Annotated in this window: 13 protein-coding genes; 4 read left to right on the plus strand and 9 right to left on the minus strand. The window is 43.5% G+C overall.

Annotated features, from left to right (window positions below; translation table 11 throughout):
- Positions 1-34: 34 nt before the first annotated feature.
- The 9 genes from P2G54_RS02685 to P2G54_RS02725 form a co-directional block, all read right to left on the minus strand.
- Positions 35-2,491 carry a CehA/McbA family metallohydrolase gene (locus P2G54_RS02685; RefSeq protein ID WP_275867930.1) on the minus strand — a complete coding sequence of 819 codons (2,457 nt, stop codon included), beginning with the start codon at positions 2,489-2,491 and terminating at the stop codon, positions 35-37.
- A 115-nt stretch (positions 2,492-2,606) separates the two neighbouring features.
- A complete protein-coding gene (locus P2G54_RS02690) occupies positions 2,607-3,071 on the minus strand; it encodes a nuclear transport factor 2 family protein (RefSeq protein ID WP_275867932.1) in 465 nt (154 codons plus the stop codon).
- Positions 3,068-3,604 carry a DsrE family protein gene (locus P2G54_RS02695; RefSeq protein WP_275867934.1) on the minus strand — a complete coding sequence of 179 codons (537 nt, stop codon included), beginning with the start codon at positions 3,602-3,604 and terminating at the stop codon, positions 3,068-3,070. Before P2G54_RS02695 ends, P2G54_RS02690 begins: the two co-directional genes overlap by 4 nt.
- A gap of 34 nt (positions 3,605-3,638) precedes the next feature.
- Complete coding sequence (locus tag P2G54_RS02700; protein WP_275867936.1) at positions 3,639-5,672, minus strand: S9 family peptidase; 2,034 nt, start codon at positions 5,670-5,672, stop codon at positions 3,639-3,641.
- 41 nt (positions 5,673-5,713) lie between these two features.
- Positions 5,714-7,345 (minus strand): arylsulfatase, encoded by a 1,632-nt coding sequence (locus P2G54_RS02705; protein WP_275867937.1) that lies wholly within the window; start codon positions 7,343-7,345, stop codon positions 5,714-5,716.
- A gap of 2 nt (positions 7,346-7,347) precedes the next feature.
- Positions 7,348-8,733, minus strand: coding sequence for a sulfatase-like hydrolase/transferase (locus P2G54_RS02710; protein ID WP_275867939.1), 1,386 nt, complete (start codon positions 8,731-8,733; stop codon positions 7,348-7,350).
- Positions 8,734-8,739: 6 nt separating this feature from the next.
- On the minus strand, positions 8,740-9,552 hold the full coding sequence (locus tag P2G54_RS02715) for a peptidylprolyl isomerase (protein WP_275867940.1): 813 nt from the start codon (positions 9,550-9,552) through the stop codon (positions 8,740-8,742).
- A gap of 41 nt (positions 9,553-9,593) precedes the next feature.
- A complete protein-coding gene (locus tag P2G54_RS02720; protein ID WP_275867942.1) occupies positions 9,594-10,661 on the minus strand; it encodes a DUF3500 domain-containing protein in 1,068 nt (355 codons plus the stop codon).
- 16 nt (positions 10,662-10,677) lie between these two features.
- Positions 10,678-11,442 carry a hypothetical protein gene (locus P2G54_RS02725; protein ID WP_275867944.1) on the minus strand — a complete coding sequence of 255 codons (765 nt, stop codon included), beginning with the start codon at positions 11,440-11,442 and terminating at the stop codon, positions 10,678-10,680.
- A gap of 382 nt (positions 11,443-11,824) precedes the next feature.
- On the opposite strand from P2G54_RS02725, the gene htpG reads away from it, so the two are divergent.
- The 4 genes from htpG (at position 11,825) to P2G54_RS02745 (ending at position 15,967) form a co-directional block, all read left to right on the plus strand.
- Positions 11,825-13,711 (plus strand): molecular chaperone HtpG, encoded by a 1,887-nt coding sequence (gene htpG, locus P2G54_RS02730; RefSeq protein ID WP_275867945.1) that lies wholly within the window; start codon positions 11,825-11,827, stop codon positions 13,709-13,711.
- 307 nt (positions 13,712-14,018) lie between these two features.
- Positions 14,019-14,270: a hypothetical protein gene (locus P2G54_RS02735; RefSeq protein ID WP_275867947.1), complete on the plus strand. Its 252-nt coding sequence runs from the start codon at positions 14,019-14,021 to the stop codon at positions 14,268-14,270.
- A gap of 114 nt (positions 14,271-14,384) precedes the next feature.
- Positions 14,385-15,584, plus strand: coding sequence for a 6-bladed beta-propeller (locus tag P2G54_RS02740; protein ID WP_275867949.1), 1,200 nt, complete (start codon positions 14,385-14,387; stop codon positions 15,582-15,584).
- A gap of 218 nt (positions 15,585-15,802) precedes the next feature.
- The gene (locus P2G54_RS02745) at positions 15,803-15,967 is read left to right on the plus strand and encodes a hypothetical protein (RefSeq protein ID WP_275867950.1); all 165 of its coding nucleotides are present in this window, start codon (positions 15,803-15,805) and stop codon (positions 15,965-15,967) included.
- Positions 15,968-15,982: the final 15 nt, after the last annotated feature.

The following is a 15,982-nucleotide window of genomic DNA, read 5'->3' on the forward strand; positions in this document are numbered from 1 at the left end:
GAATCAGTATAGGAAATTTATTCTTTGATGGCATTTATTTTATCATTTCCCTAAGTCTCTTTCTGGCTTCCTCAAACCGACTCATCATTCGATTCATTTCAGTATCGCCGTAGGCAGCTTTAGATATTCCTTCAGCTGCATCAATCGCCCGAATGAGATCTGCTGCAGCTGCTTTACGCGAATTTGGATCGGTACTACCAATAGCTTCGATCCATACTGGAGAGCTATGCGCAAAAGGACGTGCGTGCATACTGGGCCAGGAGTCTTCTCTTTGTTCGCCCGCATAGGCACGTATCGCAACCCATCCACCCTCGGGAAGTGTCACTTTTCCTTTATAATTTCTCGTCTCTCCGGCATTTACTTCATCCAGCTTTTCGACAACCTCCCCGTTTACGATCAACTCAACCACATCAATAGCACTGGTGCTTGCCAGCGTAGCGGTCCAATCTTGGGTACCACTGGAAACGACATCTCCGGGTTTTGCCTTTTCTCCCACTTGGAAAAGTAAGGCAGGACCCGTCGTTACAAATCCTTTTCCGGCCATCGCCGCCTCAAGTACTGCTTCAGAAGTCATTTCTTCACCTTCCAACCGCACGTAATTTCTTCCGGTGCCGACTGCCATGGTACGATGGAAATCCACCCACATGTCTGTCCCTGACATGGCAGCTACAGGACGCCCGATATTCAGAAGTCGATACCAAACATGACTGTTTCCCAAAGGACTTGTCCAGGCACAGACCATTTCAAAGCCGATGCGCTCAGCTAGTACCCCATCAGAAATTAGCTCAATTGGAATTGGATTGTCATCTAAATGGTCAAAAGGATCTAAATCTTCGGTTATGGGGTGGACATATGTAAGAAAAGCTCCTGTTTGATCTGCAAAGTCCACTACCTCTCCATTGCTTCGGTCCGGGTCACCAAGTTTGGGATTGGTGGGTCCCCAAAACCACGGGGCGTAGGCTTTATCTGTTCCCAATAAGCTTACATGGCCATGAAAGTGTGATCTCACTTCTTGGCTTTGAGTGACAATTCGGCCATCTTTTTCTGTTTCCTTCCCAATCAGTGAGGCGTCGATTCTCCGTTCCCAACGGTTCCAAGACATGGGAGCCAGCAGATCAAGGTCCTCGCCTTCCAAGGCCTGAAGGGCGTCTTGATGTGTAGCCCGATGGTGTCCATCACCATTCAGGTGCACGTGGTGATCTGCCGATGCATAGCCTGCAGCCTTTGCATCCCAAATCGGACTGATGGTTAGGCTGACTTCTGTTGATCCTCCATCAATTACCTGGATGGTGGACTGAGTAATTGGGGTCATGGGGCCTTGGACACCTATAACTTGATAATTTCCTGCAGGAAGTGAAAAGCTGGCTTCTCCTTCTAAATAAAAATAATGACGGCCTGTTTGTGGATCTACATACGTGGCATTTTCATGGGAAGGGACAGGATAGCCATCCTCTCGAAGGATGGAGATCCGTGCCGTAATGGGTTTTCCAGATTCATCGGTCACGTTCACTTTCAGAGATCCACTTGCCTCTCTCAAATCCCAATTTAGAATTTTCACCTCCTTGGCTTCTCCTCCATAGGTCGGAATTTGCATCAGTTTGAATTGCCTGTTTTCATCCAATTCGACGAAAAAAATCTGCTCACCATCAGCGCTAAAGGCCGGAGTTAGGGCAAAAGGATTTCCATCTGTAAGGCGGTGTTTCACCCGAGGATCATCCAAATCCATGGTCCAAAGGTGATAGTCATTGTCAATGGGCGCGCTGTAAACGATCAGGCGCTGAGCGGGATGGGCATCTGCAGTCAAATGGTAGGTGAGCGTCTGTGCGAGGGCAATAGAGTCGGTGTTGTTTTGAAAGTTCCTGATTCGAAGTACCCGGTGGGCACCGTTTCCATGGAGGTACATTAGGCTTTCGCCATCGTTTAGCCTTCGGGGATTTCGTTCTACCTGGCGGAGATCGGTCAGCGGTTCGTCTTCTCCGGAGAGGAGGTGATAGCGGCGAAGATTCAGTGAGCCGGTTTTTCCGGAGGTATAATAAATCCATTCTCCATCAGATGAGAATTCCGGGTCTAATTCGATAGTCTCAGTATCAATTCTTTTCTCCTCCCCACTTGCCAAATCGCGAACAATTATGGCTGTGTTTTTCCCCTCATCTCTTACAAAAGTCAGTTTTTTCCCATCGGGTGACCATCTCGGTCGAGAGTCGATACCCGAACCTTTTGTCAATCGAATAGCAGTTCCGGTTTCTAGATTTAGGTTCCAAATCCACCCTCGGGCGGCGAAGGCCAACTGCTTTCCATCCGGTGCAGGAGCGGGATCTGTCGGACCGTAAACCAGAATGGGCAACTCATGCTGTTCCAGGTAAACATGATGTCCAAAGTCAGAGAGCTTGGAATAATGATTGGTCCACTGGGCTGAAACAACCGTCAGCGTAAGGACTTGTACTAAAGCTGAAATCAATAGGCCAGCTACTCTACGTGTGAGATTGTACATTTTGAATTAGGTTTATTCTGCATGAAATACTTCTTGCCCTTGATTTTTCTTGAAAAGAGAAATGGACTTTAAAATGAAATGTCAATCATCTCATTTCCCGTAATTGCGTAATCGATTACTCATCAGTTAAGGTCACAAACAATTGGGATTGAATCAGCCAAGTCCCTGATTTTTTGGTCCATTGTGCGGAATATTTCCCGCCCACCATAGCTTCTTCTGATCCTTCCTGATATCCTTTCCAAGTACCTGTTTCCCAAGCCAATTGTGTGTCGGGATTAACGATGATTTCATCGGGGGTCCGCACCCAAAACATTCTTGATCCCGAAACTTTTTGGATATACTCTATCAATGCTTCTTTTCCTGAAATCAAGGTTCCGGCACCTGTGGTGATCAGTACATCATCTGTTAAAAAGGTATTGTTGAGTTCTTCGTCAAATGCTTTCAATGCTAGATTGGATGCCTGCCGCTGAGTCAAAATGGCTTCGGTCTCAGGGTTTGACTTTTGTGCGTATCCGGGAATGGATAGAAACCCGAAACAAAGCAAACCTATTCCTTGAATGATAGTTTTAAGTGAGGTCATAATACAATTACTTGGTAACCCTTTTGAGTTAAATCTGTGGTTGCTGTAAATCGGGAAGCTGCCAATCTTACTCCCGGATAGATCATTTCAGGAACAAGATTTTGTTTCATCATAGATTGACCACAGACGATCACTTGAACTCCATTTCTCTGAAACTCCTCCAATAAGGCTGCATTAGGATTAGGCAGACCAAATCGCTTCTGGTATTCTTTATTGGAAAGGACCAAGGGAGTAGAACCACTGAATATCACCAGGGCCAACTCTATATTTTCGGCGGGTACTCCGGCATATACGTGGAGATTGTACATTCGAGCAGCATAGTCGAGATCTTCCCCCACTTCTTCTTTGGATTTTAGTTTATTGCCCAATTCAACTACCAGTTTATACTTTTTCGTTGGATCGGGTTTTTCTACCTCAAATGGGACTTCTATAACACCTCCATATTCTTGGATCGCTGGGAAGACGAAGGATTGGGAAAAGCCTTGGGTAAAAGCACTCAAAAAGAGTATTAGGGAAAGGATTTTGTTTTTCATCTTGTTTTGGGAAAGAGTAAAAAAAAGGATCTGCTTATTGCAGATCCCGATAATGATTAAACCAACTTAAAATCGCCGCACTCTTACTCATCAGCATGCTGGGCCGATTGACCAAGCCATGAGAAGCATTCGGGATACGAACCATGGCAGACTCTACACCTTGTAGTTTGAGTGCTGCGTAATATTGTTCGGATTCCGAAATCGGAGTTCGGAAATCCTGCTCCCCGGTCAATAGCATGGTTGGGGTTTTTACATTGCCTACCAAAGAGAGAGGGGATCTTCTCCAATAATTTTCAATGTCTTCCCAAGGCTTTGCACCGAACCAATATTTTGTGAAAAAGACAGGGTTGTCTGCATGAAGCACAAAACTAGTCCAATTAATAACCGGCTTGGCAACCACAGCGGCTTTGAAGCGATCTGTTTTGCCCACGATCCAAGCAGTCAATACTCCGCCTCCTGATCCCCCGGTCACAAAAAGATTATCCGTATCGATGTATCCTTTTTCAATCACCGCGTCCACTCCTGACATCAAATCTTCATAATCATGGTTGGGGTAATCGTGGTGAATAGCATTTCCGAATTCCTGTCCATATCCCGTACTTCCGCGAGGGTTGGTGTAAAGAACCACATAACCTGCAGCGGCATAGGCTTGGATTTCATAGGCAAATGAAGGACCGTACATGGCAAAAGGTCCGCCGTGAATTTCCAGGATGAATGGATATTTTTTTCCTGGATCAAAATCTGGAGGAGTGACTATCCAACCCTGAACTTTTTTCCCGTCAAAACTGGATTTCCACCAGATTTCTTCGGTTTTACCGATTTTACGATAGGAGAAAAGGTCATCGTTGACAGCCGTCAATCTTTTAGTCTGTCCATCTGCCCAGATAGCCAGGTCAGCAGGATGCTCAGGACCGCCTTGGGTATACGCAAATCGGTTTGTGGAGGAAACGGTAAATGTGCCTGCATTGTAAGGTCTTCCCAAATCCAGTCCGCCAAGCCCTTCTACGACAGTTCTGATTTTACCGCTGAGGTTTACATGCCCAATTTTGGTGTCCCCAAATTCATCGTATTGAAAATAGATCCCTTTTCCATTGGCTTCCCATTGGGGATTGCCGGCATCGCGATCCAGGTCGGCTGTAAGGTTTTTGACCCCAGAGCCATCGATATTCATTACATAGAGGTGGGTCACCTGATAGCCTTGGAAAGTGTCGTCATTTCCAGTGAAAGCGATCAGTTTGCCATCTGGAGAGATGGTGGGGTTGGAGTCTGGGCCAAAGCGGGAAGTAAAGGCTTTGATCTCACCACTGGAGAGGCTCAGTTGATAGATTTCAGAGTTAGCTGGTTCAAATTCACTGTTTTCCTTGAGATTGGCCGAGAAAAAGAGGCTTTTTCCATCTTTTGCCCAAACAGGGTTTCCATGATTATTGGAAGTAAATGTACGCTGGCGTGGAGTGCCCCCATCTATTCCCAACGTGAAAATCTGACGGTGACCAGGCTTAAGGTACCCTGCTCCATCACCTCTATAGCGCATTTCATCTATGTAAATAGGTCCTGGATTCCAATTGGCACCCTCTGGTTTGGAAGGAACTTGTAGGAGGGACTTTTTAGCCTCCGGTACAAATTGAGTGAATGCCAATTGCTGATCATCCGGACTCCAGGAAACCGCCCCTGGAGGGGTGGAGGTATTGGTCAGGACTTGGGTTTCTCTACTGTCGACCATCATTAGGTAGAGCTTTACCTTCTCGTCATCCTGGTTGGAAAGGAAGACAAGTTTTTTCCCGTCGTTGGACCATCGAGGTGCATAATCCCGCTGATTTCCCTGGGTGAGTTGACGGATTTGGCTTCCGTCTGCATTGCTGATCCAGATGTTGGAATAGTCCCGGTCAGTCATGATGTCTTTGAAATTCCGGACATAAGCGATCTGCGACCCGTCTGGGGAAATTTGAGGGTCTGTGATATATTCCAGGTCAAAGAGATCGGTGAGTTCTAGGTTGGTTTTTTCCTGGGCCTGGACGTTCAGCCCCAAGCTGAGTCCAATTGCCAAAACCAGAATCCATTTCGTTTTCATGTGTACAATAGTTAAGTTATCTTTTTTGAGTTCTAAACTTGTCAACCTCCGGCTTGAGGGGTGGGTATAACGACCCCTACTTCTTCAGCGTATTTCTTCCATTCCTGAATCATTTCCTCTAATTTTTCCGGGTGACTTGCCTTTAGATCGATTTGCTCTTCCCTGTCTTTCGCTAAGTTATAAAGTTCGAAATTTTTCGGATCAAATGGACTTCTTAGATTCACCAGTTTCCAGTCACCCTTTCGGACCATGACATAGCCCCTGTGTTCCAGAGCAAATACATAAGTAGAATCATGGATCTGCTGTTTCTCAGCAGAGAATAGAGGAAGGAGGGATTTTCCCGGTAATGGCTTCACCTTCTTTGATTTCCAAGTTTCGGGATAGGAAACTCCTGCCAATTGATAAAAGGTAGGTGCCAAATCCATCACCGTCACAAATTCGTTATTGATCTGACCTGCTTTTTCAACTTGGGGACCGGAAATAATCATGGGTGCGACCATCCCTCCTTCTGTGGTATAGCCCTTGAAATAACGGAATGGGGCATTGCTGCTTTCCGCCCATTGGGGGCCATAGGAAATGAAGGAGTTTTCCGTTCCCATTTCCTCATAGGCATCTGTATAATTTTCTTTTAGGAAAGGTCCAAAACTGGAATGGTAAAAGAAGTCTTCCGCAGCGGCTCCATTGTCCGATACGAAGACAATCAGGGTGTTTTCATACAGTCCTTTTTCCTTGAGATAACTGATTAATCGGCCTATGTTGTAATCGAGGTTATCAACCATTCCCGCATAAAGCTCCATCTTCCGGGCTTCCTTCTTTTGTTCTTCCGGAGTGAGGGAATCCCAAGGAGCAACCCGAGGATGCAAAGCAGGAAGAGCGGCATTGAAAGGAATGATTCCGGATTTTTTGAGGGATTCCAGCCTTTTTTTTCGAAGGACTTCATATCCCTCATCGTACCTGCCTTGGTATTTATTCCAAAATTTTTCGTCTACCTGGAGCGGCCAATGTGGAGAAGTGTAGGCGGCAAAGGCAAAAAACGGTTGGCGATCTTCCCGATTGGATTCGATGTAGGAGATCAACTTGTCTGTATAAAAATCAGTAGAATAAGCACCTTCCGGCCAGCTTGCTTTTTGGCCGTTTTCGGTGTAAGGTGACTCCGGTGCCTCTGGAAAAATCCCCCGACTGCTGTAATGATTGGCACCTCCCTCAAGGGTTACGAAGGATTTTTCAAAGCCCTTTTGATGCGGATTGTCTTCGGGTTTCAAACCCAAATGCCATTTACCAACGGTATAGGTATGATACCCGGCTTCTTGCAAGAGTTCGGGAATAGGAACAATCCGGTCGCTGAGATGTCCTTCATATCCCGGAACCTCCGTGACCAAATCCTGAGACCCCATCCCGGCGACATGATTGTAATTCCCAGACAACATCATGGCTCGGCTGACCGCACAAAAAGGAGCTGTAGTATATTGGCTAAACCGAATGCCTTCCTCTGCAAGCCGATCCAGGTTTGGGGTTTCCATGTCTCCACCAAAAGACCCCAAATCTCCATAACCCAAGTCATCCGCCACGATTAAAAGTATGTTGGGTCTTGGCGGATTTGTACTCTTGATTTCTGGGCTTTGGCATGAAAAAATCAGAGCTAAGAGGAAAAAAGAGAGAGGTAATTTTCGCATGATTAGGGGATATTCCTTTTTTCTTCCAAATGTCTGTAATGACTATTATCCTGAGGGCCTCGCACTACTATACTTGGAGGCAAAGGTCCTAATTGCTGCACAGCCAAATCCATTGCCCGTATCATCTGGGCAAGTTTTTCCGGGTTTTCTTTGGCGAGGTTGGTGCTCTCTCCGGGATCTGTTCGAAGGTTGAACAGAAGGGTGTCGTGTGCGGGAACACCTCTCATCCATGGGGCACCTTGAAAACCTCCGAAAGGTCTTTTGATTTTCCATCCGTCTTGCTGATAGGCCCGTTGGTCCGCTCCCATGTAATAGATAAACTCATTGCCTTCCCGAAAACCATTTTCAAATAAAACTGCGCTTAGGTCTTTGCCATCAATGGCTCGGTCCTGAGGGATTTCAGCTCCAACCAAGTTGCAAAAGGTAGGAAACCAATCCATCTGGGTAGCCAGGTCTTCATAGACCTGACCGGGATCAATTTTCCCTTTCCACATGGCCACCGTGGGCACTCGTACTCCGCCTTCGAAGGTAAATTGTTTGCCTTCCCGAAGTGGACCGGCCGAACCCCCGTGGTCTTCCATGACCAACCAGGGGCCGTTGTCTGAGGAAAAGACGATCAGGGTGTTTTCCATCAACCCTTTTTCTTCCAGCTTTTGAAGAATTTCACCCACGCTCCAGTCGATTTCCTGAATCACATCTCCATATAGGCCCCGCTGGGAAGTCCCCTCAAACTCCGGAGAAGCATAGATGGGTACATGGGGCATGTTGTGCGCCAGATAAAGTAAAAAGGGGCTTCCTGCAGCTTGATCAATGAATTCTAGAGATTTTTGTGTGTAGGTTTTGGTGGTGAAGCGCTGATCAACCTGAATAGAGTCTACTTCATTGTCCTTCATATAGACAACAGATGCCATGTCATTACTATAGGGAATCCCATAGTACCTGTCAAAGCCCTGATTGAGCGGAAGATACTTTTCTCTGTGTCCCAAATGCCACTTTCCGACTATGGCGGTTTGGTATCCTTTTTCTTTCAAGACCTCTGCAAAGGTGATTTCCTCTGGTTCCATCCCGGTAAAGCTCTCCGGGAAAAATACCTGATTGATCCCCATGCGTTGAGGCATTCTCCCGGTTAGTAAACCAGCTCGGGATGGACTGCAAACAGGTGATGCTGAAAGGAAATTGGTAAATTTAATCCCCTCAGTTGCCATGCGGTCAATATTGGGTGTTAGGATATCCCTTGCTCCGAAGCAACCCAAATCTCCATAACCCAAGTCATCGGTGAAGATGAACACAATATTGGGCAATTGATTTTCTGTGCTTTCTTTTGGTGCTTCCTTACAGGAAATCAGAAGAACAAACAGGAGGGCCAAATAAGGGGAAGGGTTATTCATGCAGGACTAGGGTTTAGGTGGATTCAACCATTTCATTTTTAGAATGTATACATTTTCAACTGGGCGATCTCGTTGATCAGTCTCTACAGCTGCGATAGCGTCAATCACCTCCAGACCGGAAGTCACCTGACCAAAAACTGTATAGTTCTGGTCTAGATGGGGGGTGCCCCCAATTTCTTTGTACACCTGACGGTGGGCTTCAGGGATGCTGTACTTTTCAAAAGCCTGTTGGTCCACTTTTTCCTCAAATTTTTTGGAAAGTGCCTGCACCCGCAAACTGTCTTTTTCCTCCCGAGCCTGACTTAGGGAGTCTAAAAGACCTTTGTTCGCTGGATTGTTGACAGCATAGTGCCTTTGAAGAAAGGAATTGATCCGTCCTTGATTGTGTGTCAAAAGGCTGTCGTTTTGGATTTTTCCCTGAACAATATAAAACTGGGTGCTGCTGGAGGCTCGTTGTGGATTGTTGGTTCGGGCTGCTCCCAAAGCTCCTTTTTTATGAAAGAGATCAGGATAGAATTCAGCAGGGATCTGATAGGGAAGATCGGAGTTTCCCAATGCTTGCCCAGTTGCTGCGGTTTTGCTTTGGGTATCTCCTCCCTGAATCATGAAGTGCTCAATCACCCGGTGAAAAAGCAGGCTATCATAAACACCCTCTTGTACGAGCTTGAGAAAATTGTCCCGGTGTTGGGGAGTTTCATGATAGAGCTCCAAAACCAAGGTTCCTTTGCTGGTCTGCAATTCGATTTGCGGACGCTCCTGGGCAAGTATAGGATTCCAAATTCCTAAAATAAACAGAAGGGTAATCCAGGTGTTTTTCATATTGGCATTAGGGGGATTAGAACAAGAAAATACTCAAAAAATCAATGGTGGTGTGCCATACGGTGATTTTTTAAGATGTCCACTCCAAAATCATTTCCTTTTTCCCTCAAGATGGAGTGGATGTGGTTGGCATTGTCCAGAAAACCAACGTTGTCATATTCGATCAGAAAATCGGGGCTATGAATGACGTAGTAGTGGGGTTTCATGGGTTCATAACTCCCAATCCAGGCAAAATACACCTCGTCCATCCCATGGGCATGTAACTTGGCCAGGTATTCCTCCGCCTTTTGATGGTCTAGGTTTTGGATGTATTCCTCGATCAGGTAATGGAGTATTTTTTGCTGGGCTTCACTCAGTTCTGACCCTTTGATACCTTTAAACTCTTCCAGCCACTGGGGTCGATTCGGACTGGTAAAGATGTCTCCGGGAACGTCTCCCTCAAGGGTTGCTTTTGCTTTTTGCTCCTCATCCAGGGAATTGACAAACCAAAAACCATAATCTTCCTCTTTGCTCAGCGGGCGTAAGCCTGCATATTGGGTGACTTCGACTACCGCGGGGTCTGAGCCCAAAAAGAGTGGAGTCATGGAAAACTCATTTCCCGAAACTGTCAGATTGATGGAAATATGATGCCCTTCAAATTTCAATCCCCACTTTTCGTCCATTTCCGGATTGCCTAAAATGGCGAGGAAGTAATTTCCATAATCCCAATTGAGTGTACGGATCATTTTGATGGAGTTTTCAGGGATTTCCCCGTTTTGGAATTTTATCTCAAACAATTCATGAAGGATATCGTCCACCTGCATGATGGCAAAGGTTTTCAGATAACCCTGGGAGCTAAACATGTTGCTCAGGATTTTATGAAACGCAATTTTGCTCTGCTCAGACAGGTCTCCATAGCGAAGACCAGCACGGGGGGCCAAGCCAAGGGGAAGGTTGGTCCATTGGGTTCTTGCACTGTCGGTGAACTCCAACATAGCCTGAGCTTTTTCTGCATCATTTAAGGTTTGGATAAAAGAAGTGCTCCATTCCCTCAAGCTACTGACCGTTTGGGCGGAAGCAGAATACAGGAATAGGAAAAAGATAAAGAGGGTTGAGATAATGCGTTTCATAAAATTTTTGTTCGGTTTAACCTAAGAGAAATCTAACTGTTCTTTCCCAGATTGGGGAATCGGTAAGAAATAAATGGAATAATTGAACAGGAATATAAAGTCCAAGAGCCAATGCATAGGGACAGGTTTTTTTCTTTTCCCGAATATCCCGAAGCAGCAAATAGGATAGTATGGAATCCACCAAAATGAATGCTACCACTGCGGAAGGAAGTCCAGGGCCTATGCTATATATTCCGAATAGAAAAATCAGAATCCGATCCACCGTTGGTCCCAGGAATGTGAGTGAGGCTGCGATCATGAAACGCGCATGGATAGAGTGGTTTTTTCTGTGCCAGATAGCAAGACCGTAGAAAACTCCAAGCCAAAACACATAAATGAAGGCTATGGATATAAAGGAAGCGATCCTGCTTCTGCCTTCTTCTAGAGTTTCTGAGGAAGTTCCCTGAACTAGTTCATTTTGCAGGCTGGAAATCTCCACTTCGTAGCTCCATTTCATGATCATCCAAGTGCTGAGAAGAACCAAGGGTAAAATAATGTAACTCATCCTTCCGACTTTTCGATGGAGCTGCAATTTTTTGTTTCGGATCAAAAGCGGCTGGGAAATTACCATTCCCATCCAGATTGCCATCAATCCAAAATGTAGATGTAGGACAGAAGGTTGTGGAAGATGCAGCCTGCTGAAATAAGTGACGTAAAATCCCGCGGCAGTCAGTGGGATAAAGGTTAAAAGCCAGTACCCTAAATTTGGATAGAGTTTGTACGCATTCTCCTTTACAGCCATAGTGAACAGGATTAAAAATATAAATGCCTCTTAATTTCCAGACCTTGGCTTAGTCGATTTTGAATGTAAGGCAGGGCATAATGGGTTAAAATTCTTAGTCAGTCCATATACCCAATAAAAGGTAATGGAAAAATCTAATTTTTCTATAAATAATTCAGGAATTATCAATTAAATCTTTGGAAAAGCCTTTAGTTTCTAAAATTATGTTTGATAAACAATTTTATCTTTTGTCTCTGACTTTAGATTGGCTTCAGCCATTTAGGTTGGTGTTTTCCTTCATTTGTCCTGCCAATTCTGCCAAGATGTCATTTTTTGTCGCTTGGAACGAGCATTGATACTTCCCTGATGTCAAATTTTGTGTTTAACTAAACTGATTTATACCATGCAGGAAAAAGGAAGTATTTCGATCCATACCGAGAATATTTTCCCAATCATCAAGAAATTCTTGTACTCTGATCACGAGATTTTCCTTCGTGAACTCGTCTCCAACGCAGTGGACGCTACCCAAAAGATCAAGCGACTGGCTACTTTGGGACAGTATACCGGTGAACTCGGAGACCTGACTGTAGAAGTGGCTTTTGATGAGAAAAAGAAAACCATCACCATTTCGGATAAAGGACTTGGGATGACCGCCGAGGAAATCAAAAAGTATATCAACCAAGTAGCCTTCTCAGGTGCCGAGGAATTCGTGGAGAAATTCAAAGACTCCAAAGATGCCAATGAAATCATCGGTAAGTTTGGTCTGGGCTTTTACTCTGCCTTTATGGTGGCAGACCGTGTTGAGATTAATACGCTTTCCTATCAGGAGGGAGCCGAGGCGGCAAAGTGGACCTGTGACGGTTCTACCGAATTCGAGATCAGCGAAGGTACCCGCAAGCAAAGAGGTACGGATATTATCCTCCATATCAACCAGGATTCTGAAGAATTTTTGGACAAGTGGAAGCTTCAGGGAATCCTGGACAAATACTGCAAGTTCTTGCCTGTTCCGATCAAGTTTGGCACCAAGACCGAATCTGTGGAAGATGGAGAGGATGACAAAGGCGAGAAGAAATGGAAGTCCGTCGAAGTGGATAATATCATCAATACCACTTCTCCGATCTGGACCAAGTCACCTAGCGAGCTGAAGGACGAGGATTACCTGGCATTCTACAAAGAGCTGTATCCTATGAGTGAGGATCCTTTGTTCTGGATCCATTTGAATGTTGACTATCCATTCAACTTGACTGGGGTACTCTATTTCCCTAAGGTGAAGAATGACTTCGAACTGCAACGAAACAAGATCAAGCTTTTCAGCCGTCAGGTATTTATTACTGATGAGGTGAAGGATATCGTGCCTGAATTCCTCATGCTGCTGCACGGAGTGATCGATTCCCCGGATATCCCGCTCAACGTGTCCAGAAGCTTCCTTCAGGCAGACAGTAATGTGAAGAAAATCAACAATTACATTACTAAAAAGGTGGCGGACAAGCTTTCTGAACTGTTCAAAAAGGATAGAAAAGCTTACGAAGCCAAGTGGAACGACATCGGGCTGTTTGTGAAGTACGGCATGATCTCCGAGGATAAGTTTTATGAAAAAGGCAAGGAATTTACCCTGCTGAAAAACACCAAGGACGAATACTATACTTTGGAGGAATATACCGAAAAGGTAAAGGCCATTCAGACCGACAAAAACGAGCAGTTGATCTTCCTTTATGCCACAGATGTCAATAAGCAGGACAGCTTTATCGAGTCTGCCAACAAGAAAGACTTTGATGTCCTGGTCATGGACTCTCCGATTGACAGCCACTTCATCCAGCACATCGAGTCCAAACTGGAAAAGACCCAGATGAAGCGGGTGGATGCGGATGTGGTTGAGAAACTGATCCAAAAAGAAGACACCTATGCAAATCTGCTGACCGAAGAGCAGAGCAAATCTGTCAAGGAGCTTTTCGAAAAAGCCATCAATAGCCAAACTTACTCCGTGGAAGTAGAAGGATTGAGCCCTGAGGAAATGCCGGTGACCATCACCATGGAAGAGTGGATGCGCCGAATGAAGGATATGGCACAGACCGGAGGCGGACCGATGAGCTTCTATGGAGCTATGCCGGACAGCTACAAGGTCGCTATCAACGGCAACCATCCTGTGGTGGATAAGATCCTCAAAGCCGATGGAGAAGAAGCCCAGCTCAAATTGGCCAAGCAGGCATTTGACTTGGCTTTGCTTTCCCAAGGCTTGCTAACAGGCAAGGATCTGACCGCTTTTGTGAAAAGAAGTGTAGAGATGATCTAAATCTTTGAGGTCAATTAAACCCCAAAGATTTTATGAATCCCCGGCCTTGGTCGGGGATTTTTGTTTGAGCAAAAATCCTCAAATCAATACAAAGGATTGGAATTTTATAAGTGTTTGAATGTCAAAGTTTAACACTTTTTACAACTAATAAAATAAAAATAATAGGGCTGAAAATCAATAAGTTAAGAATTGTGCTGAAAAATAATTAGGTGTAATCTTGACTTTTCGGAAAGGGGGAGCAAGTTTAGTTCAAGTTTTTAGCGCTAAAGCTTTTTAATTGATTTGTTTAACTTAAAAAGGATTTAAAATGAAAAAGAATTATTTGGGCTTCATAGCTCTGGCAATTGTTAAAGTATTTGTTTTTAACCTTGATCCAACGCCCGTTAAAGCAGGGAAAACTTATCTTAAAGAAATAGAAGCGACAATTGTTTATGGGACAACAGGCGAAGGAGGAGTTGAAATTGCAGGAGTCGAGATTCCAGTTGGGTTGACTGGTTCATTTGGAACTGATCCGATTGGAGTTTTCGAAAAATTGCTCTTGGGCTTTAGCTACCTGTGATGATAGTCAAGCGGGATATACTCCTTTTGATTAAAGAATGGCCGGATTTCACTTTGTCAGCCCAGATTTTTCTTTCTCTTCTTCTTTTAAGTCTTTACTAGGTTTTGTTATAAAATGAGAAGTTTTGCTTTAATTTTATTAGTGTTTGTTTTTTTCGCTTGTGCTAAAGAAAATTCATTCGACAGCTATAATTCGCTAAAAGAGGGTTTAATTAATATTAAAGTAGAGGATTTAAACTTCCGAAAATCCATAGTGATTGATTCAATTTTTAATATTAATAAAATTGTAAAATTAGAGTCAAATGAAGATTCTTTCATAGGTTCCTACGATAAAATACTGATTGATGAGGATCGTATTTTCATCATGGATTCAAGTATTTCCTTCTCGATATTTGTTTTTGACTTTAGCGGAAATTTTCTTTTCAAGATTTTTTCTTTCGGAGAGGGTCCTGACGAATATCTTGAATTAAGAGATTTTACTCTATCTTCTGCTAATAATACAATTGATATTTTGGATTTTGGAGGGAAGAAAATCCTGAGTTTTAGCAAGGAAAATGGAGAGTTGTTAGATGTCAAATATATTGATGTAAACACATATTTTAGATCTTTTGAAAGAATTGGCAATGGTTATATCTTCAGCCATGCAAATACTTGTGGTTTTATAGAAGATTGTTTTAATGTTTCTTTTTGGTCTGATGACTTGATCCTTGAGTCAAGATCATTTGAAATGAATGAGTATCTTAAAGGATATGATTTTAAAGGCGATCCACAATTTTCCCGGAGTTATGATCGAGTATTCTACAAAGAAATTTTCAGTGATACCATTTACGAAGTTCAACAAGATTCCAAGCAGCTGAGAACTGCATTTTCAATTGATTTTGGCAAGTTTAGGTTGCCGGATGATTTTAAATATTCTCGAAAAAACTCAAATCTTGCCGAAGCCCTTCAATATTCATTAAATGAAAATATGACACTTGGAATCAAGGATTTCTTTGTGTCAGATCAGTATCTTTATTTTACCTATGGGACACCAGGATTAAGAGAAGTTTTAATTGATTTAAAAACTTTGGACAATGTTTCCTTTCAGCGGTATATTACATCCAACTTTCTCTATACTGGAACCGTACGTGCAATACATAAAAATCAATTGGTGAAAGTGATTTCTTCTGAAGAAATAATTTCCATAGTAAGTAAATTTTATAATACTAAAGATTCTCTAAAAATACGACAGGAGTATAATGAATTTTATACTTTGGCTAAAGATATTGATTCTGGTTCCAATGGACTAATAACATTTTTGGATCCAGATTTTTAATTAGGTTAAATAAAATTATTTATTAAGTGATTGTATGTTTAGTTTAAGTTTTTAACGCTAAAGCTTTTTAATTGATTTATTAATCTTTAAAATTTAAGTTATGAAATCAAAATTATTAGCCCTAGGAGGCCTGTTACTCCTTCTATTTGCTCTTGAATTTTCTATTAACCTCGTTTCAAATAGAGGAGCGGAACTATCCACAATATTTAATATGACCAATGCGCAAAGTCTGGATGATGAAGGTGGTGGTGAAAAGACAGAGTGGTTTTATTTTGACTGTGAATATGTTCAAGGAAAGTATTGCAGCTCTGTTTCGAGTGATTCATCATGCGGTAAATCAAAGACAAAGCCTCTTGGGGCTTGTTGAAAAAGATTATTTGTAAAATCCGGCTCAGAGA

This window comes from Algoriphagus sp. CAU 1675 (assembly GCF_029222925.1).
GTDB lineage: Bacteria > Bacteroidota > Bacteroidia > Cytophagales > Cyclobacteriaceae > Algoriphagus.